28 protein-coding genes are annotated in these 25382 nt (G+C 41.7%); 26 read left to right on the top strand and 2 right to left on the bottom strand.

Annotated elements, in window-relative coordinates; all coding sequences use genetic code 11:
- Positions 1-10 precede the first annotated feature (10 nt).
- The 13 genes from MK385_RS03195 to MK385_RS03135 all read left to right on the top strand — a co-directional run bounded on the left by MK385_RS03195 (position 11) and on the right by MK385_RS03135 (position 10646).
- Positions 11-340 carry a DUF4176 domain-containing protein gene (locus tag MK385_RS03195; RefSeq protein WP_061587743.1) on the top strand — a complete coding sequence of 110 codons (330 nt, stop codon included), beginning with the start codon at positions 11-13 and terminating at the stop codon, positions 338-340.
- A 182-nt stretch (positions 341-522) separates the two neighbouring features.
- Positions 523-777: a YwqH-like family protein gene (locus MK385_RS03190; RefSeq protein ID WP_326845576.1), complete on the top strand. Its 255-nt coding sequence runs from the start codon at positions 523-525 to the stop codon at positions 775-777.
- 4 nt (positions 778-781) lie between these two features.
- Positions 782-1066, top strand: coding sequence for a TIGR04197 family type VII secretion effector (locus tag MK385_RS03185; RefSeq protein WP_268725267.1), 285 nt, complete (start codon positions 782-784; stop codon positions 1064-1066).
- A 69-nt stretch (positions 1067-1135) separates the two neighbouring features.
- The gene (locus tag MK385_RS03180; RefSeq protein WP_268725286.1) at positions 1136-3040 is read left to right on the top strand and encodes a glycohydrolase toxin TNT-related protein; all 1905 of its coding nucleotides are present in this window, start codon (positions 1136-1138) and stop codon (positions 3038-3040) included.
- On the top strand, positions 3040-3369 hold the full coding sequence (locus MK385_RS03175; protein ID WP_268725266.1) for an Imm59 family immunity protein: 330 nt from the start codon (positions 3040-3042) through the stop codon (positions 3367-3369). The genes MK385_RS03180 and MK385_RS03175 overlap by 1 nt, the downstream gene beginning before the upstream one ends.
- A gap of 176 nt (positions 3370-3545) precedes the next feature.
- Positions 3546-5138, top strand: a complete 1593-nt coding sequence (locus tag MK385_RS03170; RefSeq protein WP_268725265.1) for a TNT domain-containing protein — start codon at positions 3546-3548, stop codon at positions 5136-5138.
- Positions 5139-5148: 10 nt separating this feature from the next.
- Positions 5149-5577 (top strand): Imm63 family immunity protein, encoded by a 429-nt coding sequence (locus tag MK385_RS03165; RefSeq protein WP_042769257.1) that lies wholly within the window; start codon positions 5149-5151, stop codon positions 5575-5577.
- A 162-nt stretch (positions 5578-5739) separates the two neighbouring features.
- Positions 5740-6162: a hypothetical protein gene (locus tag MK385_RS03160; RefSeq protein WP_042769258.1), complete on the top strand. Its 423-nt coding sequence runs from the start codon at positions 5740-5742 to the stop codon at positions 6160-6162.
- 52 nt (positions 6163-6214) lie between these two features.
- Positions 6215-7930 carry an ADP-ribosyltransferase gene (locus MK385_RS03155; RefSeq protein WP_268725285.1) on the top strand — a complete coding sequence of 572 codons (1716 nt, stop codon included), beginning with the start codon at positions 6215-6217 and terminating at the stop codon, positions 7928-7930.
- 9 nt (positions 7931-7939) lie between these two features.
- The gene (locus MK385_RS03150; RefSeq protein WP_084917200.1) at positions 7940-8935 is read left to right on the top strand and encodes an ADP-ribosylglycohydrolase family protein; all 996 of its coding nucleotides are present in this window, start codon (positions 7940-7942) and stop codon (positions 8933-8935) included.
- 126 nt (positions 8936-9061) lie between these two features.
- Positions 9062-9451, top strand: a complete 390-nt coding sequence (locus tag MK385_RS03145; protein WP_268725264.1) for a YwqH-like family protein — start codon at positions 9062-9064, stop codon at positions 9449-9451.
- A 4-nt stretch (positions 9452-9455) separates the two neighbouring features.
- Entirely contained in the window at positions 9456-9740 is a 285-nt protein-coding gene (locus MK385_RS03140; RefSeq protein WP_042769236.1) for a TIGR04197 family type VII secretion effector, read from the top strand.
- A 69-nt stretch (positions 9741-9809) separates the two neighbouring features.
- On the top strand, positions 9810-10646 hold the full coding sequence (locus MK385_RS03135; RefSeq protein WP_268725284.1) for a T7SS effector LXG polymorphic toxin: 837 nt from the start codon (positions 9810-9812) through the stop codon (positions 10644-10646).
- Positions 10647-10862: 216 nt separating this feature from the next.
- Here the strand turns inward: MK385_RS03135 and guaA are convergent, their stop codons facing one another.
- On the bottom strand, positions 10863-12425 hold the full coding sequence (gene guaA, locus MK385_RS03130; protein WP_268725263.1) for a glutamine-hydrolyzing GMP synthase: 1563 nt from the start codon (positions 12423-12425) through the stop codon (positions 10863-10865).
- Between the two features lie 140 nt (positions 12426-12565).
- On the opposite strand from guaA, the gene MK385_RS03125 reads away from it, so the two are divergent.
- From MK385_RS03125 to MK385_RS03075, 11 genes are all read left to right on the top strand, one after another.
- Positions 12566-13264, top strand: a complete 699-nt coding sequence (locus MK385_RS03125) for a GntR family transcriptional regulator (RefSeq protein ID WP_268725262.1) — start codon at positions 12566-12568, stop codon at positions 13262-13264.
- 136 nt (positions 13265-13400) lie between these two features.
- Positions 13401-14687, top strand: a complete 1287-nt coding sequence (locus MK385_RS03120; protein WP_000169095.1) for a peptidase U32 family protein — start codon at positions 13401-13403, stop codon at positions 14685-14687.
- 14 nt (positions 14688-14701) lie between these two features.
- Complete coding sequence (locus MK385_RS03115) at positions 14702-15013, top strand: CHY zinc finger protein (RefSeq protein ID WP_033629853.1); 312 nt, start codon at positions 14702-14704, stop codon at positions 15011-15013.
- Between the two features lie 231 nt (positions 15014-15244).
- Positions 15245-15445, top strand: a complete 201-nt coding sequence (locus tag MK385_RS03110; protein WP_268725261.1) for a F0F1 ATP synthase subunit C — start codon at positions 15245-15247, stop codon at positions 15443-15445.
- Between the two features lie 34 nt (positions 15446-15479).
- Positions 15480-16196 (top strand): F0F1 ATP synthase subunit A, encoded by a 717-nt coding sequence (atpB, locus tag MK385_RS03105; protein WP_000392869.1) that lies wholly within the window; start codon positions 15480-15482, stop codon positions 16194-16196.
- Between the two features lie 13 nt (positions 16197-16209).
- Complete coding sequence (atpF, locus tag MK385_RS03100; protein WP_000558543.1) at positions 16210-16704, top strand: F0F1 ATP synthase subunit B; 495 nt, start codon at positions 16210-16212, stop codon at positions 16702-16704.
- The gene (locus MK385_RS03095) at positions 16704-17240 is read left to right on the top strand and encodes a F0F1 ATP synthase subunit delta (RefSeq protein ID WP_038806143.1); all 537 of its coding nucleotides are present in this window, start codon (positions 16704-16706) and stop codon (positions 17238-17240) included. Before atpF ends, MK385_RS03095 begins: the two co-directional genes overlap by 1 nt.
- A 14-nt stretch (positions 17241-17254) precedes the next feature.
- Positions 17255-18760 (top strand): F0F1 ATP synthase subunit alpha, encoded by a 1506-nt coding sequence (gene atpA / locus MK385_RS03090; RefSeq protein ID WP_000996617.1) that lies wholly within the window; start codon positions 17255-17257, stop codon positions 18758-18760.
- Between the two features lie 15 nt (positions 18761-18775).
- A complete protein-coding gene (locus tag MK385_RS03085) occupies positions 18776-19654 on the top strand; it encodes a F0F1 ATP synthase subunit gamma (RefSeq protein ID WP_000301228.1) in 879 nt (292 codons plus the stop codon).
- 191 nt (positions 19655-19845) lie between these two features.
- The gene (gene atpD / locus MK385_RS03080) at positions 19846-21252 is read left to right on the top strand and encodes a F0F1 ATP synthase subunit beta (RefSeq protein WP_000094372.1); all 1407 of its coding nucleotides are present in this window, start codon (positions 19846-19848) and stop codon (positions 21250-21252) included.
- A 10-nt stretch (positions 21253-21262) separates the two neighbouring features.
- Entirely contained in the window at positions 21263-21682 is a 420-nt protein-coding gene (locus MK385_RS03075) for a F0F1 ATP synthase subunit epsilon (protein WP_000940836.1), read from the top strand.
- A 32-nt stretch (positions 21683-21714) separates the two neighbouring features.
- Here the strand turns inward: MK385_RS03075 and MK385_RS03070 are convergent, their stop codons facing one another.
- Positions 21715-22728 (bottom strand): lactonase family protein, encoded by a 1014-nt coding sequence (locus MK385_RS03070; RefSeq protein WP_268725260.1) that lies wholly within the window; start codon positions 22726-22728, stop codon positions 21715-21717.
- A 144-nt stretch (positions 22729-22872) separates the two neighbouring features.
- Here MK385_RS03070 and MK385_RS03065 point away from each other — a divergent pair, with 144 nt between their 5' ends.
- Positions 22873-24039: an AI-2E family transporter gene (locus tag MK385_RS03065; protein ID WP_268725259.1), complete on the top strand. Its 1167-nt coding sequence runs from the start codon at positions 22873-22875 to the stop codon at positions 24037-24039.
- On the top strand, positions 24029-25258 hold the full coding sequence (locus MK385_RS03060; RefSeq protein ID WP_268725258.1) for a tetratricopeptide repeat protein: 1230 nt from the start codon (positions 24029-24031) through the stop codon (positions 25256-25258). Before MK385_RS03065 ends, MK385_RS03060 begins: the two co-directional genes overlap by 11 nt.
- Positions 25259-25382: the final 124 nt, after the last annotated feature.

Below are 25382 nucleotides of genomic sequence, written 5' to 3'. Positions count from 1 at the left end.
GAGGAATACGATGAAAGAAACGACCATGTTGCCACTCGGCAGTATCATTATACTAAAAGGAAATACAAAGAAGATGATGATCATTGCACGGGTCATCGCAGCGCCTGTCAAAGGGAATATCTATCGCTTTGACTACGGGGCTTGCCTCTATCCTGAAGGGATGGTAGGCGATAGCCTTATCTACTTCAATGACGAAGATATTTTTAAGGTTGTTCAAGAGGGCTATAGTGATGAGGATAATGACCTCATGTTGGAAAATATTGCTGCGGTTATAGACCAGACAGAGATCCCTAAAGGAAATGTAGCCGAATTGAATGACGTAAATGGATTGGGAGGTTAAGAGATGGGAGAAGTTGATTATATGCAAATCGATTCTCTGCAAAGGCAGGTGAGTGCTCACTCTGCCAGCATCTCCTCTGCCCAATCACGGATTACGACTATCGATGAACAGTTGGAACGTCTTCGCACGGCCAAGAAGTCTGTAGGGGAAATTCAAAAAAAGGTTCATGATACTAAAAAAAGATTATTAGGAAAAATTATCAGCCTACTTGGAAGGGCAAACAAAAAGATGCCTTCACCAAGCAGTGGGAAACCTTCTCCAGTGACTACACGAGTTTCCAAACAGAGATGGATACCTTCTATGATGCCATCTGTGATGAAATCACTAGGTTAGAGAACCAAAAGATTGAAGAAAATGCTATTATTAGATGGTGTCGGAGTCAGATGAACAATCTGGGAAATGTCATCGAGAAGCTACTACATACGAAGGAGGGGTAAGGTCATGTATGGAACGATTCAATTATCCGAGGTTCTGTTTAACTCACACATTGGTAGTCTATCCAAGGCCAAGGCTAGTTTGGCAGGAGTTGGGAAACCAAGTTTTAATACGACAGCTACATCTAAAGGCTTGGACTTGTATCAGGAACAATTCAATGGACTCCACTCGCTGGTGAAGACCTATGCGACCTTGCTGGAGACAGATATCGCCTTGATGGCAGGCACAGGGAAAGAGATGCATCGGACAGATAGTGTCCTGGGTCAAAACATGTTTCCTGGTTTGCAGTAGGGAGGTGCTATGAGTTACAATATAAAATTTGATGATATCACCTCTGTTCAAGTGGAAAGTTAAAAGACGATAAATACTTGGGGAGAGTCTGTTGCGAGCCTAAACAAGGCCATGAGCGACTTCATCAACAATCAAAATCTCCAAGGTCAGGCCATCTCGAGTATGCGCAACTACCTAGTAGAGGTGCATGGGACTCTCCTTCAGACTTTGGTCAACCTGATGAATGACTACTCAACCAATCTCCTACTGTACAAGGACGGTTACTACCAGATTGACGGTGATCTTCATACAAAGTTGCCAGGTCAGGTATTTACCAACCTTCATAGTGCTTTAAAGAGTTCACGGGACGATTTGAAGAGTGAGATTGAGCTCTTGAATACGACCAAGGACAAGATTTCAGACTTGGTGAGCTATGATGGAAGCAGTCATACCAGCACGGTCATGGACTATAACTTTCTGCTCAATCAGATCAAGAACTTGGACAGCTCTATCACTCAGTATGAAAGTAACCATGCGAGTCAGGATTTGGTCGCCTTTAAGGAACTTCTAGCTGCGACCAAGGCCTTGATAACAGAGCACGCAGGGAAGACACGTACGGTAGGGACTTATCAGTCAGGAGATTTTGCCAAACTTAAGTCTGTTCAACGCTTTGCGATCGCCTACAAACAGGCGACCCAGCAGATGGAGAGTCGCGTTGAGCGCGTGAAGGCAGCCCAGGAGCGAGACAAGGTCCGTTTTGAGGCCTTGGCTGCGGAGGATCGTGCCAAGAATGGTTGGAAAGACTTGGCGATTGGTGTGGTGACCGTTGCGTTTGGTATTCTCGCAATTATAGGAACCATGGGAACTGCGACTCCTTTAGTTGTTGCAGGCGGTGTCGTGGGTTTTGGGACGAGTGTCTATGGGTTATCTAATGTATCAGAAGGGATTCATAATATCGAACTTGGGAATGCAGGGGATATCCACACCAAGTCAATAAATCCTGTCAGAGATACGCTTTTCATGGGCAATGACAAGTTGTATCATGATGTTGGGAATGTCTTTACGACGGCGAGTGCGATCATGATTCCCATAGGGCAGACCCAGAGCGTTGTCAAAGGGTTGACCCAGTTTGCGATAGGGGAAGCCGGTGCCTATACAGCGGGTCAGGTTGCCTATCACGGGACTAAGCTCCTAGGTGGAAGCGAAGAAGATGCCCAAACCGCAAACTTTATCGGGAATATCGTAGGAGGCTATGTGGCCTCTTCAGCAGCCAGCAAGTTTAGTCTCAATAAGGTGAAGGTAGAGGTCGAAGCACCGAAGTATAACCGCGAACAAATTCTGAAGAATCTGGAAGAAAGCAGGCTTGCGAGGGAGAGTTCGAAGTTTGAAAACTACCTTCGCAAAGAGTACGCACAGCAAGGGAAATACTTCCCAGAGCGCATAACAATACCAAATGGGAAACGTGCTTATCTTTCAGCAGATGTCTTTGAGGGGAAACAAGTTCCTGTTCGTTCTAGGGACTTTGTGGATGCACAAGGTAAAATCAAATGGCCACCACAAGGAACAGATGGCTTTGTTTTAGATAGTGCTGGTAACCCCATTACACAACCAGCCAATTTAAAAGCTGGACAAGTGATTGACCGTTTTGGCTCAAATGGTGGGCGTTTCGCCAGTCCAGTTGATAACGGAGAGATATTACCGTTTAATACACGAGGTTTGCCTTATCCTGAAGGTCATCAAGTTTACCACCAGTATGAAGTTGTAAAAGATATTAATGTAGAAAATGTCAAAGCAGGATTTTCTAGGTTATCTGATATTGATAAAATGTCACTTCAAGCTCAACTAGAGCGTTTTGGAAAAACTTTGGATGATTTGGCAAATCCACAAAAAGGACAAATAGCTAAAGTATTTGGACAAGGAGGAGGAGTACAAATTAGATTTGAAACAACAGTGAAGTGGTATGAAAAAATGGGATTATTGAAGGAGATTAAGTAATGAAGAACTTAGAAGAACAAAAAATTGAATTAATGTCAATGATTACTAATTTAGGTTATGAGTCTTTAAGATATTCTATTTTTAATGAACACAGACCTTCTGAGTGGGAAACTAGGATAGATTATAATCCAGAATTGGAATTGTATGAAGTTTATTCAACAATGGATCGAGCAAGTACAGGAAGTATTTTTAAGTTTAAAACATTTGAAGAAGCAAAAGAAAAATTTATCCATAATCTGAAGTTAACAGTTTTTATAAATAAAACTTCTGTAGAAAATGGAGAAGTTCCTGAATATTCCTCCCCCCTCTGGGATGATGTCACAGAATAATAAATAACACCCTATTTTATGTTAGAATAAATGAAACAAGAGTTTACTAATATTTTATTGGTAAACTCTTACTGTACAAGGATGGTTACTACCAGATTGATGGTGATCTTCATACAAAGCTGCCAAGTAAGGTATTTACAAACCTTCATAGTGCTTTAAAGGGCTCACGGGACGATTTGAAGAGTGAGATTGAGGTCTTGAACACGACCAAGGACAAGATTTCAGACTTGGTGAGCTATGATGGAAGCAGTCATACCAGCACGGTCATGAACTATAACTTCCTCATGAATCAGCTCAAGAACTTGGACAGCTCCATCACTCAGTATGAAAGCAACCATGCGAGTCAGGATTTGGTCGCCTTTAAGGAACTTCTAGCTGCGACCAAGGCCTTGATAACAGAGCACGCAGGGAAGACACGTACGGTAGGGACTTATCAGTCAGGAGATTTCGCCAAACTCAAGTCTGTTCAACGCTTTGCGATCGCCTACAAACAGGCGACCCAGCAGATGGAGAGTCGCGTTGAGCGCGTGAAGGCAGCCCAGGAGCGAGACAAGGTCCGTTTTGAGGCCTTGGCTGCGGAGGATCGTGCCAAGAATGGTTGGAAAGACTTGGCGATTGGTGTGTTGACCGTTGGGTTTGGGATTCTCGCAATTATAGGAACCTTGGGAACTGCGACTCCTTTAGTTGTTGCAGGCGGTATCGTGGGTTTTGGGACAACAGCCTATGGGTTATCTAATGCAGCAGAAGGCGTTCATAATATCGTACTTGGGAATGCAGGGGATGCCCATACGAAATCCTATAATCTCATCCGAGATACGCTTTTCATGGGGAATGACAAGCTGTATCATGATGTTGGGAATGCCTTTGTGACGGCGAGTGCCATCATGATTCCCATAGGGCAGACCCAGAGCGTTGTCAAAGGCTTGACCCAGTTTGCGATAGGGGAAGCCGGTGCCTATACAGCGGGTCAGGTTGCCTATCATGGGACTAAGCTCCTAGGTGGAAGCGAAGAAGATGCCCAAACCGCCAACTTTATCGGGAATATCGTAGGAGGGTATGCGGCCTCCTCAGCAGCCAGCAAGTTTAGTTTGAATAAGGTGGATGTCGAAGCACCGAAGTATAATATCGAACGGATTAAAGAGAATATTAAAGAAAGCAGGCTAGCGAGGGAATCCAGTAACTTTGACCAATATCTGGCGAAGGAGAAATTCCAGAAAACCTTGATGGGTATGGAACCGATGGACCGTCAGAGATATCTTCAATGGCATAAGTATGCGGAGGCGGGTATCGAACCATCCGATAGAGTCAAATTAAGCAATTGGTCATATCCACCTGAGCCAGAATTTTACCTTAAAAATAAAAATGTATACGATAATCCGGATTATTTTAATCAGCTAACAGGAAATACAATTTACCCAGGAAGTCCCGAGAGTGCCATGGGTAGAGTTGACGGTAGCATACATGAATATGGATTTTTGAATGGAAAATATAAAGAATCCGTAATATTGCCTGGAACTCGAATAAACAGAATTGGTTCTAATTCAACAGGAAGGTATTTCTCTCCTGAAGGAGCAACATTTGGTGAGAAAGCCTTACCTCCTTTTATGAAACTCCAACCGAATTCAGACTACATTGTTCTAAAAGAAATACCAACAAAAGAAGGATTAGTTGCACCTTGGTTTGATGAACCTGGTATGGGAATCCAATATTATACATATTTAACAATTGGTGAATTAGAAAAAGGGAATTTTCTACTTAAATTGAAATAGGAATAATTAAATGCTAATAAAATTAAAAAACAAAATTGAATCCGAAGTTTCAAAAATTGGAAACATAAAATTAGGTGAATTTGGAATTTATTTTTCTGAACAACCTCCCTACTTTCCAGAGGGAATTTCTATAATAGAGGATGGAAATGGAAGGTATAATCTAGTTTTTACTGAGAGAGGAAAAATAACATCCGAGATTTCTAAATTAGATGATGATGAGGTGACTTATCAAATTTTAAAGATAATCATTAAGAATATTTCCTCGCAAAAGATTGATGAAAAGGATGTAGATTTAATTGATAAATTGATCAAAAATAATGAATTTGAGAAAGTTAGTCAATTAGTTGAGAAAGTACAAGAAAATAGATATCAATACGAAAAGGAATTATTTGAGAAAATCAGTCCGCTATACGCTCTATGGTTCGAAAAAGAGCACTAATAATTAGCATAAATCCCTTGTTATTTCACTTCAAAATCCAAGAATTCTAAGTGGGAATGAAATTGGGGCCAATGACTGGTGGAGACCAGCTGGACGAACTTTCCCAGGAGATATTCCAGAAGGTATCATGAAAGATATTAGTACCCAGAGAGGAGAACCTACATGGAACATAGTAAATTAGGATGGGACGATGTCATCCAGTTTGAAGAAGTAAAAGGTTATGGTCAGCACATTTGGAGAGATGGCAATCATCTTTATTACGTTACTGAGGAGGGAGGAATTGCCCCTCAGCGAGTGGTTTATGAATTACCAAACGAGTTATTTGCCTTATTAGAAAGTGGGGAGAGAACGGAGTTAGAAGTATTAAGTAAACTTCAGACCGATCGTTGGCCACCGACGGAAGAAGAGAGAAAAGAGTCTAGAAGAAAATTTATAAGTAAATATCCAGCTTCTTTGATAGATGTCCCTAAAAATAGGAAGTTGTTTTCTAAGGAAGAACTTAAAGAATTGATTCCAATTGCTGAGAAACAGTGGATTGAATCTGAAGGCAAACTTCCAGATGATTATGTATCACCATTGAAATAGCCTGTGAGGAACTTGTTTATACACTGTTAGTTTAAGGCAAGTTCCTGTTTTTATATTAAGTGCAAACCTCCAAGGTCAGGCCATCTCGAGCATGCGCACCTACCTAGTAGAGGTGCATGGGACTCTCCTTCAGACTCTGGTCAACCTGATGAATGACTACTCAACCAATCTCCTACTGTACAAGGACGGTTACTACCAGATTGATAGCCACCTGCATACAAAGCTACCTGGTCAGGAGTTTACGCGATTACATAGTGATTTGAAGGGTTCGAGGGATAAGTTAAAGAACGAGATTGAGCTCCTAAACACGACCAAGGACAAGATTTCAGACTTGGTGAGCTACGAAGGAAGCAGTCATACCAGTACAGTCATGAACTATAACTTCCTCATGAACCAGCTCAAGAACTTGGATACCTCCATTACTCAGTATGAGAGTAACCATGCGAGTCAGGATTTGGTCGCCTTTAAGGAACTTCTAGCTGCGACCAAGGCCTTGATCGCAGAGCACGCAGGGAAGACACGTACAGTAGGGACTTATCAGTCAGGAGATTTCGCCAAGCTCAAGTCTGTTCAACGCTTTGCGATAGCCTACAAACAGGCGACCCAGCAGATGGAGAGTCGCGTTGAGCGCGTGAAGGCTGCCCAGGAGCGAGACAAGGTTCGTTTTGAAGCCTTGGCTGCGGAGGATCGTGCCAAGAACGGTTGGAAAGACTTGGCGATTGGTGTGGTGACCGTTGCGTTTGGTATTCTCGCAATTATAGGAACCCTGGGAACTGCGACTCCTTTAGTTGTTGCAGGCGGTATCGTGGGTTTTGGGACGAGTGTCTATGGGTTATCTAATGCAGCAGAAGGTGTTCATAATATCGTACTTGGGAATGCAGGGGATACCCATACGAAATCCTATAATCTCATCAGAGATACGCTTTTCATGGGCAATGACAAGCTGTATCATGATGTTGGGAATGTCTTTACGACAGCGAGTGCTATCATGATTCCCATAGGGCAGACCCAGAGCGTTGTCAAGGGCTTGACCCAGTTTGCGATAGGGGAAGCCGGTGCCTATACAGCGGGTCAGGTTGCCTATCATGGTACCAAGCTCCTAGGTGGAAGCGAAGAAGATGCCCAAACCGCCAACTTTATCGGGAATATCGTAGGAGGCTATACGGCTTCCTCAGCAGCCAGCAAGTTTAGTCTCAATAAGGTGAAAGTAGATGTCGAAGCACCGAAGTATAGTACGCAAGAACTAGATACCTATTTTAGAAAAAGTCAACAAAGTTTTACGAATGCAGAAGCTGAGGGGTTACGAGTCTATACAAGTAATGATTATACCTACATTAATAACTACTTAAGAGGGTTCAGTGACGATTTAGGCCCTGTTTCAACTTCAACTATTTCTGATATCGATTCTGCATTGTCTAAGATGGAATTGCCAGCTGATTTAACTTTATACAGGGGAACAAGTTCAGCGCCTTTCATGAACATCGTTGATAAAAACTATAACGGAACTCTGGATTGGAATTCGTTAGTAGGAAAAACTTTTGAAGATCGAGCTTTTGTTAGTACTTCAGTTGAGAGTAAGACGGCCTTTGGAGGTGGTGTAAGATGGGAAATCAACGCACCAAAAGGTTCTAAAGGAGGGATGGTTAACACTTTCAGTATGTTCCCTAATGAAAATGAGTTATTGTTGCCAAGAAATTCAAAATTCTTAATAAAGGGTATAGATAAAGTTGATAATAATATTATTCTAAAAATGGATCTAATAGAATAGGAGAAGGCTATGAGATTAAGAGATAAATGGGAAGATGATTCAAATCAGTATAGAAGATATAATCTTAAACAAAAGATAAATTCGGTTATCTTTGGTCTAGCAATAGGTGATGCACTGGGAGTCCCTGTAGAGTTCAGAGATAGAGATACCTATCATATTTCAGATATGGTGGGTTATGGAACCTATAATCAACCAACTGGTACCTGGTCAGATGATACTTCTTTATCCTTAGCACTTATTGAACACCTATGTGAGGATTCTGATTTGAATGGGTTGATGGATAAATTTGTAGCTTATCGTCAGGGCTACCTCACCCCTTTTGGATATTGTTTTGATATTGGTGTTGCGACTAATCAGGCGATTGAACGATATTTGGCAGGAGTCTCTCCAGAGAAATGTGGAGGAACTAGTGAGAGAGATAACGGCAATGGAGCTCTGATGAGGATATCTCCCTTAGCTTTGCTCTTATATGAAAATTTTGATTTCAGTTATAGATCAAAAATAATTGAGAAATATACTAAGCTGACCCATGCTCATCCAAGGTCTATCGTGGCATCTATTCTTTATGTCCAGCTTTTAATCGGTTTTCTTCTTAACATTCGTTTAGAAAAATTACTTTGTCAATCAAAACCTTATCTTGAAGATTATTTCAAGAAAAACCCAGAATACTGGGAAGAGTATCAAGAACATTTTAGAGAAATATTTGATAGAGAATTTTATCAAAAATCTAGGGAAGATATTGCTTCTACAGGCTATGTTGTTGATACCTTGAAGGCTTGTCTCTGGTGTTTGGGTACAACAGATAGTTTTGAAGAAGCTGTTCTAAAAGCCGTTAATCTTGGAGGGGATACCGATACCATCGGTGCCATTACAGGTACCTTGGCTGGAGCCCACTATCAACTGGAAGGCATCCCAGAAAAATGGATTCAACAGCTGGCTAATAGGGAATTGATTGACGAAAAATGTCGGCAATTACTGGAACACTTATATAAACAATCAAAATAGTTCTTATTATTTTATTGGGCAACAATCAGAACAACTCCCCCTTTTATGATAGAATAAATGAAACAAGAGTTTACCAATGGCCAATTGGTAAGCTCTTGCTTTAAATAGAATTCTCTTCAAGGTAGAGTGAATCAACACTCTTCCAGCATCTCCTCCGCCCAATCACGGATTACTTCCATCGATGAAAAATTGGAACGTCTTCGCACGGCTAAGAAGTCTATAGGTGAAATCCAACAGAATGTTCACAATATCAAGTATCCTATTATGCACCGAAATATTCAGCCTGAATGGCAAGGCAAACAAAAAGATGCCTTCACCAAGCAGTGGGAAACCTTTTCCAGTGACTACACGAGTTTCCAAACGGAGATGAATACCTTCTATGATGCCATCTGTGATGAAATCACTAGGTTAGAGAACCAAAAGATTGAAGAAAATGGTATTATTAGATGGTGTCGGAGTCAGATGAACAATCTGGGAAATGTCATCGAGAAGCTACTACATACGAAGGAGGGGTAAGGTCATGTATGGAACGATTCAATTATCCGAGGTTCTGTTTAACTCACACATCGGTAGTCTATCCAAGGCCAAGGCTAGTTTGGCAGGAGTTGGGAAACCAAGTTTTAATACGACAGCTACATCTAAAGGCTTGGACTTGTATCAGGAACAATTCAATGGACTCCACTCGCTGGTGAAGACCTATGCGACCTTGCTGGAGACAGATATCGCCTTGATGGCAGGCACAGGGAAAGAGATGCATCGGACAGATAGTGTCCTGGGTCAAAGCATGTTTCCTGGTTTGCAGTAGGGAGGTGCTATGAGTTACAATATAAAATTTGATGATATCACCTCTGTTCAAGTGGAAAGTTAAAAGACGATAAATACTTGGGGAGAGTCGGTCGCTAGCCTCAATAAGGCCATGACAGACTTCATCAACAATAAAAATCTCCAAGGTCAGGCCATCTCGAGTATGCGCACCTACCTAGTGGAGGTGCATGGGACTCTCCTTCAGACTCTGGTCAACCTGATGAATGACTACTCAACCAATCTCCTATTATACAAGGACGGCTACTACCAGATTGACGGTGATCTTCATACAAAGTTGCCAGGTCAGGTATTTACAAACCTTCATAGTGCTTTAAAGAGTTCACGGGATAGTCTAAAGAGTGAGATTGAGCTCTTGAACACGACCAAGGACAAGATTTCTGATTTGGTGAGCTATGATGGAAGCAGTCATACCAGCACGGTCATGGACTATAACTTTCTGCTCAATCAGATCAAGAACTTGGACAGCTCTATCACTCAGTATGAAAGCAACCATGCGAGTCAGGATTTGGTCGCCTTTAAGGAACTTCTAGCTGCGACCAAGGCCTTGATAACAGAACATGCAGGGAAGACACGTACGGTAGGGACTTATCAGTCAGGAGATTTTGCCAAACTCAAGTCTGTTCAACGCTTCGCGATAGCCTACAAACAGGCGACCCAGCAGATGGAGAGTCGCGTTGAGCGCGTGAAGGCTGCCCAGGAGCGAGACAAGGTCCGTTTTGAGGCCTTGGCTCGATCAGATAAGGGTTGGAAAGACATGGCTGTTAGCGCATTGACTATCATTGTCGGAGTGACAGCCATCGTAGTTACATGGGGTTCTGCGACTCCTTTAGTTGTTGCAGGCGGTATCGTGGGTCTTGGGAAAACATTGATTTTAAGCCCATCTTGAAACTTATTCAAATAGAAATGTTTCCAACTAGGTCTTAAGAAAGCTCGTAAAGCATCAAATAATAGAAGAATAAAATTTAATATAAAAAAATCCCATCAGAATATTTCTGGTGGGATTTTTGGTGGGGAACCAATCAATTTTGATTTATTTTTAACCTTTTATAACAACTGAAAATGCTGTTAAATCAACCATTTCACTTCAAATCATATTTATAAATCATTCCCACTCAACAGTTGCTGGTGGTTTACTTGTAATATCGTAGACGATACGGTTAACGTGATCCACTTCATTTACGATTCGTACTGAAATCTTTTGAAGAACTTCCCAAGGAATCTTGGCAAAGTCAGCTGTCATACCATCGATAGAAGTGATGGCACGAATGGCGATGGTGTAGTCATAAGTACGACCATCACCCATAACACCGACTGAACGAACGCCTGTGTTGACAGTGAAGTATTGCCAGATATCGCGGTCAAGACCAGCTTTAGCAATTTCTTCACGAAGGATTGCGTCTGACTCACGAACTGTTTCAAGTTTTTCTTCAGTGATTTCACCCATGACACGGATAGCGAGTCCTGGTCCTGGGAATGGTTGACGCCATACGATGTGGTCTGGCATACCAAGCTCTGTACCGAGGGCACGGACTTCGTCTTTATAAAGAGTGTTCAATGGTTCAATCAATTCAAACTGCATGTCTTCTGGAAGACCACCAACATTGTGGTGTGATTTGATGGTTTGGGCTGTGTCTGTACCAGACTCAATTACGTCAGTGTAAAGCGTTCCTTGAGCAAGGAATTTTACATCTTTTAGCTTGCTAGCTTCGTCATCAAAGACATAAACAAATTCATTACCGATGATTTTACGTTTTTGTTCAGGGTCAGAAACGCCAGCAAGTTTGTCAAGGAAGCGTTTTGCAGCGTCTGCTTTGACGATATTCAAACCGAACTTACCACCAAGCATGTCCATAACTTGGTCAGCCTCTCCCTTACGGAGAAGACCGTGGTCTACAAAGATACAGATCAATTGATCACCGATCGCTTTTTGAAGAAGAACTCCAACAACAGAAGAGTCAACACCACCTGATAGACCGAGAAGAACACGCTTGTCACCTACAGTTTCACGGATTTTCTTGATTTGCATATCGATGAAGTTGTCCATTGACCAGTCACCCTTAGCTTTACAGATGTTAAGGGCAAAGTTGCGAAGGATATCATTCCCGTATACAGAATGGCGAACTTCTGGGTGAAATTGGATACCATAGATGTGCTTGTCAGGGTTTTCAATAGCTGCATAAGGACAGTCAGCAGAAGTACCAGTACGAACAAAATCAGCTGGAATCTCTGTAACAGCATCGCCATGGCTCATCAAAACAATCTGTTCTTCAGGAGTCCCTTCAAAGAGGGCAGAAGTGGTATGAGTAAGTGGTGATTGGCCATACTCGCGGTTACCAGCATCGCCTGCAGGAACAACCTTTCCTCCAAGTTTGTGAGTCAAAAGCTGCATACCATAGCAGATTCCCAAAATTGGAATGCCAAGTTCAAAAATTTCTGGGTCAATATCAAATGAACCATCTTCGTATACAGAGTTTGGTCCACCAGAGAGGATGATCCCTACAGGGTTAATCGCACGAACCTCTGCGGCTGAGATTTTGTGACTTTTTAGCTCTGAAAAAACACCGATTTCACGAACACGGCGTGAAATCAGCTGGTTGTATTGGCTACCATAGTCCAGTACGATGATTTTTTCGACATCTTGCAAATCAGTTGAAATGTTGCTCATCTTTTTCCTTTCTCAAAAGAAATATCTTTTTCAATATTCTATCACAAATAGGGGCGAATTACCAACTAAACAAGGCAAAGTTTGACTTTTTCTTAGCAAATACGGTACAATGGAGAAAATAAAGAAAAGAAGTGAGAATCATGTTACCAGCTTATATGAAAATCCACGATCAGATCAAGAAGGATATAGATGAGCATCATTGGAAAATCGGAGAGAGGCTTCCAAGTGAGCGAGATTTAGCGGAACAGTTTCAAGTTAGCCGGATGACATTACGCCAAGCTATCTCTCTCTTGGTTGAGGAAGGAGTTTTGGAGCGTCGAGTAGGAAGTGGGACTTTTGTCTCTAGCACTCGTGTCCAAGAAAAAATGCGGGGAACGACAAGTTTTACGGAGATTGTCAAATCTCAGGGGAAAGTACCTTCCAGCCAACTCATTTCTTATAGAAGAACCATTCCAAATGAGCAAGAGGTCGCTAAGCTAGGGATTACTCCGACAGAGAATATTATCCGCATGGAACGGGTGCGTTACGCTGACCAAGTTCCACTAGTCTATGAAGTCGCATCCATTCCTGAGAAATTTATTAAGGATTTCAAAAAAGAAGAAATCACTAGTCATTTCTTCCAAACCTTGCAGCAACATGGCTACCGGATTGGCAAATCCCAACAGAACATTTATGCGAGATTGGCTAAGGAAAAGATTGCTCACTATCTAGAAGTTGAAAGGGGGCATGCCATTTTAGCCTTGACTCAGGTCTCTTATCTTGAAGATGGGACAGCTTTTGAGTATGTAAAGAGTCAATACGTGGGCGAACGCTTTGAATTTTATCTTGAAAATAACTAGTCTAGAAAGGCTAGTTTTTTGTTTTAGAAAAGATTAGAATTGTCAAAACAATCTGTCTAGGCTTGATTTTATCCATTATTTACTATAAAATGAGAAGGAAAAACGTCAAACTTTTATATTGCAAATAGGAGAAAAAATGACAAAAACATTAAAACGTCCTGAGGTTTTATCACCTGCAGGGACTTTAGAGAAGCTGAAAGTAGCTGTTCAATATGGTGCGGACGCCGTCTTCATCGGTGGACAGGCCTATGGTCTTCGTAGCCGTGCAGGAAACTTCACCTTTGAACAGATGGAAGAAGGAGTCCAGTTTGCAGCTAAGTACGGTGCCAAGGTTTATGTGGCTGCTAACATGGTAATGCACGAAGGAAACGAAGCTGGTGCAGGCGAATGGTTCCGTAAGTTGCGTGACATCGGAATTGCGGCAGTTATCGTGTCAGATCCGGCCTTGATTATGATTGCAGCAACAGAAGCACCAGGTCTAGAAATCCATCTTTCAACTCAAGCCAGTGCAACTAACTATGAAACTCTAGAGTTCTGGAAAGAACTTGGTCTAACTCGTGTGGTTTTGGCTCGTGAAGTTTCCATGGAAGAATTGGCAGAGATTCGCAAACGTACAGATGTTGAGATTGAGGCCTTTGTCCATGGAGCCATGTGTATTTCTTACTCAGGTCGCTGTACGCTTTCAAACCACATGAGTATGCGAGATGCTAACCGCGGGGGCTGTTCTCAGTCTTGCCGTTGGAAATACGACCTCTACGACATGCCCTTTGGTCAAGAACGCAAGAGTCTGAAAGGTGAAATCCCAGAAGAATTTTCGATGTCTGCCGTCGATATGTCTATGATTGACCATATCCCGGATATGATTGAAAATGGTGTAGACAGTCTTAAAATTGAAGGTCGTATGAAGTCGATTCACTATGTTTCGACAGTAACAAACTGCTACAAGGCGGCTGTGGATGCTTATCTAGAAAGCCCTGAGAAGTTTGAGGCTATCAAACAAGACTTGGTGGACGAGATGTGGAAGGTTGCTCAACGTGAACTGGCAACAGGTTTCTACTACGGTACGCCGTCTGAAAATGAACAGTTATTTGGCGCACGTCGTAAAATTCCTGAATACAAGTTTGTCGCTGAAGTGGTTGCTTATGATGATGCGACTCAAACGGCAACCATTCGTCAACGGAACGTAATCAACGAAGGTGACCAAGTTGAGTTTTATGGACCAGGTTTCCGTCATTTTGAGACTTATATAGAAGATCTTCATGATGCCAAGGGCAATAAAATCGACCGTGCTCCAAATCCAATGGAACTCTTGACAATCAAGGTCCCACAACCTGTTCAAGCAGGGGACATGGTCCGCGCTCTCAAGGAAGGTCTTATCAATCTCTATAAGGAAGATGGAACCAGCGTTACAGTTCGTGCCTAGAGAAGGAAATGTGAATGAATCAAGCACAAGGTTTGTTAGTTGATAATGAAGGTAGATGTATTCATTACCATGGTGAAAAGGATATCGTTTCCCTCCAGTGTTATGAGTGTAAAAAATACTATGCTTGTTATCAGTGCCACAATGCTATGGAAACGCATTTGTTTTCGCCCTATCCCTTGATGCTTTCTGAGGATCGACCGATCTTATGTGGGGGTTGTAAGAGGACAATGACTTTCCAAGATTACCAAAAACAGATGGCTTGTCCTTACTGCAGTGCACCATTTAATCCAGGTTGTAAACAACACTATTCCTACTATTTTAAATAAAATGAATCGATCCAAGTTCTTAACTTGGATTTTTCAGTTTGTTTCAGAAAATATAGTAAAATCAAGAAAAACACGCAAACTAAAATGTAAAAACTTTCTATAGAATAGGGTAAAAATAGCAAAAATAGAAATAAATCAGCTGAAACGCTTCCAACGTAAGTAAAAAGTTGACAAATCAAAATTTTAGGACTAAACTAAGTAAGTAAATTTTAAATAAAAGGAGAATTCATCATGAATTTAACATTTTTCGGTCTTTGTCTTGCCTGTATGGGTGTATCTCTTGCAGAAGGTATGTTGATGAACGGTTTGTTCAAATCAGTAGCTCGCCAACCAGACATCATCCCACAATTACGTAGCTTAATGATCATGGGGATTGCCTTTATTGAAGGAACGTTCTTGGTTACCCTCGTCTTTTCATTCGTCATCAAATAGACAAATGGAACGAGAAGAAAAGGGAGGATTCTAGATGGAAGAAAGTATCAATCCAACCATCAATATTGGTCCTGTTACCTTTGATTTAACCATGTTAGCCATGACCTTGTTGATTGTGGGAGTTGTTTTTGGCTTTATCTATTGGGCAAGTCGCAATATGACTTTGAAACCCAAAGGAAAGCAAAATGTACTTGAGTATTTCTATGACTTCGTTATTGGATTTACAGAACCTAACATTGGTAAAAGCTACATGAAAGACTACTCGCTCTTTTTCCTTTGTCTATTTCTATTTATGGTACTGGCAAATAACCTCGGTTTGATGGCGAAACTTCAAACTACAGATGGGACAAACCTTTGGACATCGCCAACTGCAAATCTCCAGTTTGACTTGGCCTTGTCATTTGGAATTATCCTGATGACCCATATTGAAGGGATTCGTCGCCGTGGGATTAAAAAATATCTAAAAGCCTATATCACACCTGGCTTTATGACTCCCATGAATATCTTAGAAGAGTTTACCAACTTTTTATCACTTGCCTTGCGGGTGTTCGGAAATATCTTTGCTGGAGAAGTGATGGCTAGTTTGCTAATCACTCTATCTCATCAAGCTCTATATTGGTATCCAGTTGCTTTTGGTGCTAACTTGGCTTGGACAGCCTTTTCTGTCTTTATTTCCTGCATCCAAGCCTATGTGTTTACCATGTTGTCTTCTATGTACTTAGGAAATAAGATAAATGATGGAGAAGAGTAGAAAGGAGTAACAGATGCACGTAACAGTAGGTGAATTAATTGGTAACTTTATTTTAATCGCTGGCTCTTTTATCCTTTTGATTGTCTTAGTTAAGAAATATGCGTGGTCAAACCTGACAAGTGTCTTCGAAGAAAGGGCAAATAAAATTGCTGCTGATATTGATGGAGCTGAACAGGCTCGTCAAAAAGCAGAAACTCTTGCCCAAAAACGTGAAGATGAATTGGCTGGTAGTCGCAACGAAGCCAAAACAATCATTGAAAATGCTAAAGAGACTGCAGAGAAGAGTAAAGCAGATATTCTGGCAGATGCTAAAGTAGAAGCAGGTCGCTTAAAAGAGAAGGCGAATCAAGAAATTGCTCAGAATAAAGCTGAGGCTTTGCAAAGTGTTAAGGGAGAGGTGGCAGATTTGACGATTAGTCTCGCTGGTAAAATCATCTCAAAAAACCTTGACAGTCATGCTCATAAGGAACTCATTGATCAGTATATCGATCAGCTAGGAGAAGCCTAATGGACAAGAAAACAGCAAAGGTAATTGAAAAATACAGCATGCCTTTTGTCCAATTAGTGATTGAAAAAGGAGAAGAGGACCGGATTTTTTCAGACTTGGATCAAATCAAGCAAGTCGCAGAAGAAACGGGCTTACCTTCTTTTTTAGCTCAGGTGGCAGTTGATGAGTCTGATAAGGAAAAAACAGTTGGTTTCTTTCAAGACTCTGTCTCACCTTTAATGCAAAACTTTATTCAGGTTCTGATTTACAATCACAGAGCAAATCTTTTTTATGATATCATTGTTGATTGTTTGAATCGTCTTGAAAGAGAAACCAATCATTTTGTAGTCACGATCTCCTCAGCTCATCCTTTAACAGATGAACAGAAGGAACGTCTGCTCCCATTGATAGAGAAAAAAATGTCTCTGAAAGTACGGAGTATTAAAGAACAAATTGATGAAGGGCTCATTGGTGGTTTTGTCATTTTTGCTAATCACAAGACAATTGATGTGAGTATAAAACAACAACTTCGAGTTGTTAAAGAAAATTTGAAATAGAAAGTGGTGTTCTTTTGGCAATTAACGCACAAGAAATCAGCGCTTTAATTAAGCAACAAATTGAAAATTTCAAACCTAATTTTGATGTGTCTGAAACAGGTGTTGTAACCTATATCGGGGACGGAATTGCGCGTGCTCACGGTCTTGAAAATGCCATGAGTGGAGAGTTGTTGATCTTTGAAAACGGCTCTTATGGGATGGCGCAAAACTTGGAGTCTACTGACGTTGGGATTATCATCCTTGGAGACTTTACAGATATTCGTGAAGGTGATACCATTCGCCGTACAGGTAAAATTATGGAAGTACCTGTGGGGGATAGCCTAATCGGACGTGTTGTCGACCCACTTGGTCGTCCAGTTGATGGTCTTGGTGACATCCATACTGACAAAACTCGTCCAGTAGAAGCGCCAGCTCCTGGTGTTATGCAACGTAAGTCTGTATCAGAACCATTACAAACAGGTTTGAAAGCTATTGACGCCCTTGTACCGATTGGTCGTGGTCAACGTGAGTTGATTATCGGTGACCGTCAGACAGGGAAAACAACCATTGCGATTGATACGATCTTGAACCAAAAAGGTCAAGATATGATCTGTATCTACGTAGCGATTGGACAAAAAGAATCAACAGTTCGTACGCAAGTAGAAACACTTCGTCAGTACGGTGCCTTGGACTACACAATCGTTGTGACAGCCTCTGCTTCACAACCATCTCCATTGCTCTTCCTAGCTCCTTATGCCGGAGTTGCTATGGCGGAAGAATTTATGTACCAAGGCAAGCATGTTTTGATCGTTTACGATGATCTTTCAAAACAAGCGGTCGCTTATCGTGAGCTTTCTCTCTTGCTGCGTCGTCCACCAGGTCGTGAAGCCTTCCCAGGGGATGTTTTCTACCTTCACAGTCGTTTGCTTGAGCGCTCAGCTAAAGTTTCTGATGAGCTTGGTGGTGGATCTATTACAGCCCTACCATTTATCGAGACACAAGCAGGAGATATCTCTGCCTATATCGCAACCAACGTGATTTCTATCACTGACGGACAAATCTTCCTTGGTGATGGTCTCTTCAATGCGGGTATTCGTCCAGCCATCGATGCGGGTTCGTCTGTATCCCGTGTAGGTGGTTCGGCACAAATCAAAGCCATGAAGAAAGTAGCTGGTACACTTCGTATCGACCTTGCTTCATACCGTGAGTTGGAAGCCTTCACTAAGTTTGGTTCTGACTTGGATGCAGCAACACAGGCTAAGTTAAACCGTGGACGTCGTACTGTGGAAGTATTGAAACAACCTGTTCATAAACCACTACCTGTTGAGAAACAAGTAACTATTCTCTATGCTTTGACACATGGTTTCTTGGATACGATTCCTGTAGATGACATTGTTCGTTTTGAGGAAGAGTTCCATACTTTCTTTGATGCTCATTATCCAGAGATTTTGGAAACCATTCGTGAAACAAAAGACTTGCCAGAAGAAGCAGTCTTGGATGCTGCGATTACAGAGTTTCTCAATCAATCCAGCTTCCAATAAGAATAGAGGTGTCAGATGGCAGTATCTCTAAATGATATTAAAACAAAAATCGCCTCAACCAAAAATACGAGTCAAATCACTAATGCCATGCAAATGGTATCAGCTGCCAAGTTAGGTCGCTCTGAAGAAGCAGCGCGCAACTTCCAAGTCTACGCTCAGAAGGTTCGTAAGCTTTTGACGGATATTCTGCATGGTAACGGATCTGGTGGTTCAACCAATCCGATGCTCATCAGTCGCCCAGTTAAGAAAACAGGCTATATCGTTATCACTTCAGACCGTGGCTTGGTTGGAGGTTATAATGCTTCCATCCTTAAAGCCGTTATGGAGTTGAAAGAAGAATACCATCCAGATGGTAAAGATTTTGAGATAATCTGTATCGGTGGTATGGGAGCTGATTTCTTTAAGGCTCGTGGTATTCAGCCAATCTATGAACTACGTGGCTTGGCAGATCAACCTAGTTTTGATGAAGTTCGTAAAATTATTTCAAAAACGATTGAGATGTACCAAAACGAACTTTTTGATGAATTGTACGTCTGCTACAACCATCATGTCAATACTCTCACAAGTCAAATGCGTGTGGAACAAATGCTTCCGATTGTTGACTTGGATCCAAATGAAGCGGATGAAGAGTATAGCTTGACTTTTGAGTTGGAAACGAGCCGTGATGAGATTCTAGAGCAATTGTTGCCACAGTATGCTGAAAGTATGATTTACGGGGCTATTATCGATGCCAAGACAGCTGAAAATGCTGCAGGTATGACAGCTATGCAGACAGCGACTGATAATGCCAAAAAGGTCATCAATGATTTGACAATCCAGTATAACCGTGCTAGACAGGCGGCGATTACACAAGAAATTACAGAAATCGTAGCGGGGGCTAGTGCCTTAGAATAGGCTCTAGTCCAGCTCGTATGAAAATGAACTTATACTCAATGAAAATCAAAGAGCAAACTAGGAAGCTAGCCGCAGGCTGTACTTGAGTACGGTAAGGCGACGCTGACGTGGTTTGAATTTGATTTTCGAAGAGTATTAGGACCTAGTTGAGCTAGGAACCGACAGTATCTTATATAGAATAGGAGAAGGAGATGAGTTCAGGTAAAATTGCTCAGGTTATCGGACCCGTTGTAGACGTCTTGTTTGCAGCAGGGGAAACACTTCCTGAGATTAATAATGCACTTGTCGTCTACAAAAATGACGAAAGAAAAACAAAAATCGTCCTTGAAGTAGCCTTGGAGTTGGGTGATGGTATGGTCCGTACGATCGCCATGGAATCAACAGATGGTTTGACTCGTGGAATGGAAGTATTGGACACAGGCCGTCCAATCTCTGTTCCAGTAGGTAAAGAAACTTTGGGACGTGTCTTCAACGTTTTGGGAGATACCATTGACTTGGATGCTCCTTTTGCTGAAGACGCTGAGCGTCAGCCAATTCATAAGAAAGCTCCAACTTTTGATGAATTGTCTACCTCATCTGAAATCTTGGAAACAGGGATCAAGGTTATCGACCTTCTTGCCCCTTACCTTAAAGGTGGGAAAGTTGGACTCTTCGGTGGTGCCGGAGTTGGTAAAACTGTCTTGATCCAAGAATTGATTCACAATATTGCCCAAGAACACGGTGGTATTTCAGTATTTACTGGTGTCGGGGAACGTACTCGTGAAGGGAACGACCTCTACTGGGAAATGAAAGAATCAGGCGTTATCGAGAAAACAGCCATGGTATTTGGTCAGATGAATGAGCCACCAGGAGCACGTATGCGTGTTGCCCTTACTGGTTTGACTATCGCCGAATACTTCCGTGATGTAGAAGGCCAAGACGTGCTTCTCTTTATCGACAATATCTTCCGTTTCACTCAAGCTGGTTCAGAAGTATCTGCCCTTTTGGGTCGTATGCCTTCAGCCGTTGGTTATCAACCAACCCTTGCTACGGAAATGGGTCAATTGCAAGAACGTATCACATCAACCAAGAAGGGTTCTGTAACCTCTATCCAAGCTATCTATGTGCCAGCGGATGACTATACTGACCCAGCGCCAGCAACGGCCTTCGCTCACTTGGATTCAACCACAAACTTGGAACGTAAGTTGGTACAGTTGGGTATCTACCCAGCCGTTGATCCGTTGGCTTCAAGCTCTCGTGCCTTGGCACCTGAGATTGTTGGTGAGGAGCACTATGCAGTTGCTGCGGAAGTCAAACGTGTCCTTCAACGTTACCATGAATTGCAAGACATCATTGCTATCCTTGGTATGGATGAACTTTCTGATGAAGAAAAGACCTTGGTTGCACGTGCCCGTCGTATCCAGTTCTTCTTGTCACAGAACTTCAACGTTGCCGAACAATTTACTGGTCAACCTGGTTCTTATGTGCCAGTAGCGGAAACAGTTCGTGGCTTTAAGGAAATCCTTGAAGGAAAACACGACCAGTTACCAGAAGATGCCTTCCGTGGTGTCGGTTCAATCGAAGACGTCATTGCTAAGGCAGAAAAAATGGGATTTTAAGAGGTGATCTATGGCTCATTTAACTGTCCAGATCGTGACACCAGATGGCCTCGTCTATGATCACCATGCCAGCTTTGTATCGGTACGAACTCTGGATGGTGAGATGGGGATCTTGCCACGACATGAAAATATGATAGCGGTTTTAGCGGTTGATGAAGTGAAGGTAAAACGTATCGATGATGATACTCATGTGAACTGGATTGCAGTGAACGGAGGAATTATCGAGATTGCTAATGATATCATTACTATTGTAGCAGACTCAGCAGAACGCGCTCGTGATATTGATATCAGTCGTGCAGAACGCGCGAAACTTCGAGCTGAACGAGAAATCGAAGAGGCCCATGACAAGCATTTGATTGATCAAGAGCGTCGTGCAAAAATCGCATTGCAACGTGCTATCAACCGTATCAATGTCGGAAATAGACTATAAAAAAATGAACTTGAAACTCAAGTTCATTTTTTTTAATGTGGGAAGTTGATGCAGACTGCTTCAGGGACATGAAAGTCGTTAGAAAGTTCTGCAAGACGACCACTTTTAGGATTGCGTTTAAAGACGGTTGCGTTATCAGAATCTTGATGAACAGCAATGAGAAACTCTTGATCAGGAGTTAGGTCGAAATCACGTGGATTTTTACCATGACTTGGTACAATCTCTAATAATTCCAAGCTACCATCAGCGAGGATTGTATAGACTGCAATGGAATCATGACCTCGGTTAGATGCATAGAGGTATTTGCCATCTTTTGAAAGACGAATGGCAGCAGTAGCATTGAAGCCTTCGTATCCATCTGGTAAGGTTGAAATGACTTGCATGCGTTCAAATTCACCGACCCCATCATAAATCAAGACCTCGATAGTGCTATTAAGTTCGCAGATGAGATAGGCAATCTTATAGTGGTGGTGGAAAACGATGTGGCGAGCACCTGCTCCAGCTTGGCCGTGATAAGTGTGGAGCTTACTTAGTTTTCCTTCTGGACTAACATCGTAGGTCGTTACCTCATCCGTTCCTAGATCACAGGTGACGAGATACTGGTCAGGTGTTAGATCTGTAAAGTGTACATGTGGGGAAGTTTGGTTTTCATGAGGACCTTGTCCGCTATGCTGATCTAGATCCGTTTGGATGAGGCTACCATCCGTTTGACGTTTATAAACCAGAACTTGACCTTTATGATAGTTGGCCCCATAAACGAGACCACGCTTTTCATCCACTGCCACATAACAATGGGGAGCGCCTTCTTCAACCACATGATTTAGCAAAGCGCCATCTGTCTTGTATGCAGCGATTCCACCTAAGCCATCCTGGCTCCCTACGGTGTATAAGTGTTGCTGTTGGTCAAAGGCAAGGTAGGTCGGACTTGGTTCAGCAGCAAAGAGTTCAAGATTTGCAAGCTGGCCTGTTTTTGTATCAAAATCTGCCTTGTAAATCCCTTTAGATAAGCGACGAGTGTAAGTTCCAAAATAAACAGTTTCTTTCATGTCCATACCTCTTAATAATGATAAGTTCATTATACCACAAAATGGCAGTCATGAAGCACTAGATTCATTCATGTAAGCACTTTAAAAAAGAGTTATTTTAGTCTAAAAATGGTATAATGAGAGAACGACAGAAAGGATGTATTTATGGAACATAAAGAGAAACATTTTAGCCTATCTTGGTTTTTTAAGTGGTTTTTAGATAATAAAGCCATCACTGTATTTTTAGTAACCTTGTTACTGGGGCTAAATATTTTTATTCTAAGTAAGATTAGTTTTATCTTTTTACCAGTTTTGGATTTTCTAGGAGTTGTCATGTTGCCAGTTATTTTATCTGGTTTACTTTATTACCTCCTCAATCCAATTGTTGACTGGATGGAGAAGCACAAGATCAATCGTGTACTTGCCATTAGTATTGTTTTTGTCATTATTGGACTTTTTATCATTTGGGGGCTGGCAGTCGCTATTCCTAATCTGCAACGTCAGGTTTTAAATTTTGCGAAGAATGTGCCGACATACCTGGAAGATGCTGATAAGGTGATCAATGACCTTGTAACTAAACGCTTGCCAGATGATTTTAGACCGCAGTTGGAGCAGGTTCTTGCCAATGTTTCTAGTGAAGCGACGATATGGGCGAGCAAAATCTCTTCTCAAGCTGTTAACTGGGTTAGCGCCTTTATCAGTAGTGTTTCCCAAGTCATTGTAGCGGTTATTATCGTACCCTTCATGCTCTTTTATCTTTTGAGAGATGGGAAAGGTTTGCGGGATTACCTAACTAAATTCATCCCAAGCAAGTTAAAAGAACCTGTCGGACAAGTTTTGTCAGATGTTAATAAACAGTTATCAAACTATGTTAGAGGGCAGGTTACAGTTGCTATTATCGTGGCAATTATGTTTATTATCTTCTTTAAGATTATTGGTCTCAGATATGCTGTAACTCTGGGGATCACGGCTGGTATCCTTAATCTAGTACCTTATCTAGGTAGTTTTCTAGCGATGTTGCCTGCTTTGGTTTTGGGCTTGATAGCAGGACCTGTCATGCTCTTGAAAGTTGTCATTGTCTTTATTGTTGAACAAACGATTGAAGGTCGCTTCGTTTCTCCGCTTATTTTAGGTAGTCAGCTAAACATCCATCCCATCAATGTCCTCTTTGTTCTCCTAACTTCAGGGTCTATGTTTGGTATTTGGGGAGTCTTGCTGGGAATTCCTGTCTACGCTTCTGCCAAGGTCGTTATCTCAGCTATCTTTAACTGGTATAAGAAAGTCAGCGGTTTGTATGAAGAAGAAGGGGAGGAAATCAAGAGTGAACAATAGTCAACGCATGCTCCAGGCTTTGGATGAACAGGATTTAAGTAAAGCAGATCAGTATTTTCGCAAAGCGCTTGAAACTGATTCAACCGAAGTTCTCTACGAATTAGCAAATTATCTTGAGGGAATTGGCTTTTATCCACAAGCCAAGGAAATCTATCTAAAAATTGTGGCAGAATTTCCAGAAGCGAATCTGAACCTAGCAAGCATTGCTAGTGAGGATGGCAATGTTGAGGAAGCCTTTGCTTACCTTGAGGAAATCACACCCGAAAGTGACTGGTACGTATCGGCCTTGGCCTTGAAGGCAGACCTCTATCAGTTGGAAGGATTGACAGATGTAGCGCGTGAAAAGTTACTGGAAGCCCTGAACTACTCAGAGGCTCCACTCTTAATCTTCGGTTTGGCAGAGTTGGATAGCGAGCTAGAAAATTATCAGGAAGCTATTCAGGGTTATGCTCAATTAGACAATCGCTCTATCTATGAGCAAACGGGTATCTCAACCTATCAGCGAATTGGCTACGCTTATGCTCAGTTAGGTAAGTTTGAAGCTGCAACTGAATTCTTAGAAAAAGCTTTAGAATTAGAATACGATGACCAAACTGCCTTTGAACTGGCTAGTCTTTACTTTGACCAAGAAGAGTATCAAAAATCTGTTCTTTACTTTAAGCAGATTGATACCATTTCACCTGATTTTGAAGGATATGAATATGGTTATAGTCAAGCTTTGCATAAGGAACATCAGGTGGAAGAGGCCCTTCGTATCGCTAAACAAGGTTTGGAGAAAAATCCATTTGAAACTCGGCTCTTACTAGCTGCTTCACAGTTTTCGTATGAATTGCATGATCCTAGTGGTGCTGAGCAGTTTCTTCTTACTGCAAAAGAAGATGCAGAGGATACAGAAGAAATTTTCCTTCGCCTTACAACCATTTATATGGAACAAGAGCGGTACGAAGATATCATCGCTCTCCAAAGTCAAGAACCTGAAAATCTCTTGACCAAGTGGATGATTGCCCGTTCTTATCAGGAAATTGAGGATTTAGATAAGGCATATGAGCTCTATCAGGAACTATCGTCTGACCTTAAGGATAATCCTGAGTTTCTGGAGCAGTATACTTATCTTTTGCGTGAATTTGGGTATTTTGAAGAAGCCAAAGTGCAAGCTGAAGCTTATTTAAAACTCGTTCCAGATGATGTTCAAATGCAAGAACTCCTGGAAATACTTTAAACTTTGTTAGAATACAAAACTGTATCTCATCATTTTTGATAGATACAGTTTTTCTTTTTCTGAAAATAATAGAATTTTTATCTATTTCTCTTGCTAAATTGTTTATTTATGCTATAATAGGAAT

It is taken from the genome of Streptococcus oralis, assembly GCF_026782125.1.
Classification (GTDB): Bacteria; Bacillota; Bacilli; order Lactobacillales; family Streptococcaceae; genus Streptococcus; species Streptococcus oralis_CE.
The sequence above is the reverse complement of the archived record's forward strand: the minus strand, read 5'-3'. Positions and strand labels throughout refer to the sequence as shown.

Coding starts and splice junctions, on each gene's coding strand:
- MK385_RS03195 (WP_061587743.1), top strand. CDS start 11: ATGAAAGAAACGACCATGTTGCCACTCGGCAGTATCATTATACTAAAA.
- MK385_RS03185 (WP_268725267.1), top strand. CDS start 782: ATGTATGGAACGATTCAATTATCCGAGGTTCTGTTTAACTCACACATT.
- MK385_RS03175 (WP_268725266.1), top strand. CDS start 3,040: ATGAAGAACTTAGAAGAACAAAAAATTGAATTAATGTCAATGATTACT.
- MK385_RS03165 (WP_042769257.1), top strand. CDS start 5,149: ATGCTAATAAAATTAAAAAACAAAATTGAATCCGAAGTTTCAAAAATT.
- MK385_RS03160 (WP_042769258.1), top strand. CDS start 5,740: ATGGAACATAGTAAATTAGGATGGGACGATGTCATCCAGTTTGAAGAA.
- MK385_RS03150 (WP_084917200.1), top strand. CDS start 7,940: ATGAGATTAAGAGATAAATGGGAAGATGATTCAAATCAGTATAGAAGA.
- MK385_RS03140 (WP_042769236.1), top strand. CDS start 9,456: ATGTATGGAACGATTCAATTATCCGAGGTTCTGTTTAACTCACACATC.
- guaA (WP_268725263.1), bottom strand. CDS start 12,425: ATGAGCAACATTTCAACTGATTTGCAAGATGTCGAAAAAATCATCGTA.
- MK385_RS03125 (WP_268725262.1), top strand. CDS start 12,566: ATGTTACCAGCTTATATGAAAATCCACGATCAGATCAAGAAGGATATA.
- MK385_RS03120 (WP_000169095.1), top strand. CDS start 13,401: ATGACAAAAACATTAAAACGTCCTGAGGTTTTATCACCTGCAGGGACT.
- MK385_RS03115 (WP_033629853.1), top strand. CDS start 14,702: ATGAATCAAGCACAAGGTTTGTTAGTTGATAATGAAGGTAGATGTATT.
- MK385_RS03110 (WP_268725261.1), top strand. CDS start 15,245: ATGAATTTAACATTTTTCGGTCTTTGTCTTGCCTGTATGGGTGTATCT.
- atpB (WP_000392869.1), top strand. CDS start 15,480: ATGGAAGAAAGTATCAATCCAACCATCAATATTGGTCCTGTTACCTTT.
- atpF (WP_000558543.1), top strand. CDS start 16,210: ATGCACGTAACAGTAGGTGAATTAATTGGTAACTTTATTTTAATCGCT.
- MK385_RS03095 (WP_038806143.1), top strand. CDS start 16,704: ATGGACAAGAAAACAGCAAAGGTAATTGAAAAATACAGCATGCCTTTT.
- MK385_RS03085 (WP_000301228.1), top strand. CDS start 18,776: ATGGCAGTATCTCTAAATGATATTAAAACAAAAATCGCCTCAACCAAA.
- atpD (WP_000094372.1), top strand. CDS start 19,846: ATGAGTTCAGGTAAAATTGCTCAGGTTATCGGACCCGTTGTAGACGTC.
- MK385_RS03075 (WP_000940836.1), top strand. CDS start 21,263: ATGGCTCATTTAACTGTCCAGATCGTGACACCAGATGGCCTCGTCTAT.
- MK385_RS03070 (WP_268725260.1), bottom strand. CDS start 22,728: ATGAAAGAAACTGTTTATTTTGGAACTTACACTCGTCGCTTATCTAAA.
- MK385_RS03065 (WP_268725259.1), top strand. CDS start 22,873: ATGGAACATAAAGAGAAACATTTTAGCCTATCTTGGTTTTTTAAGTGG.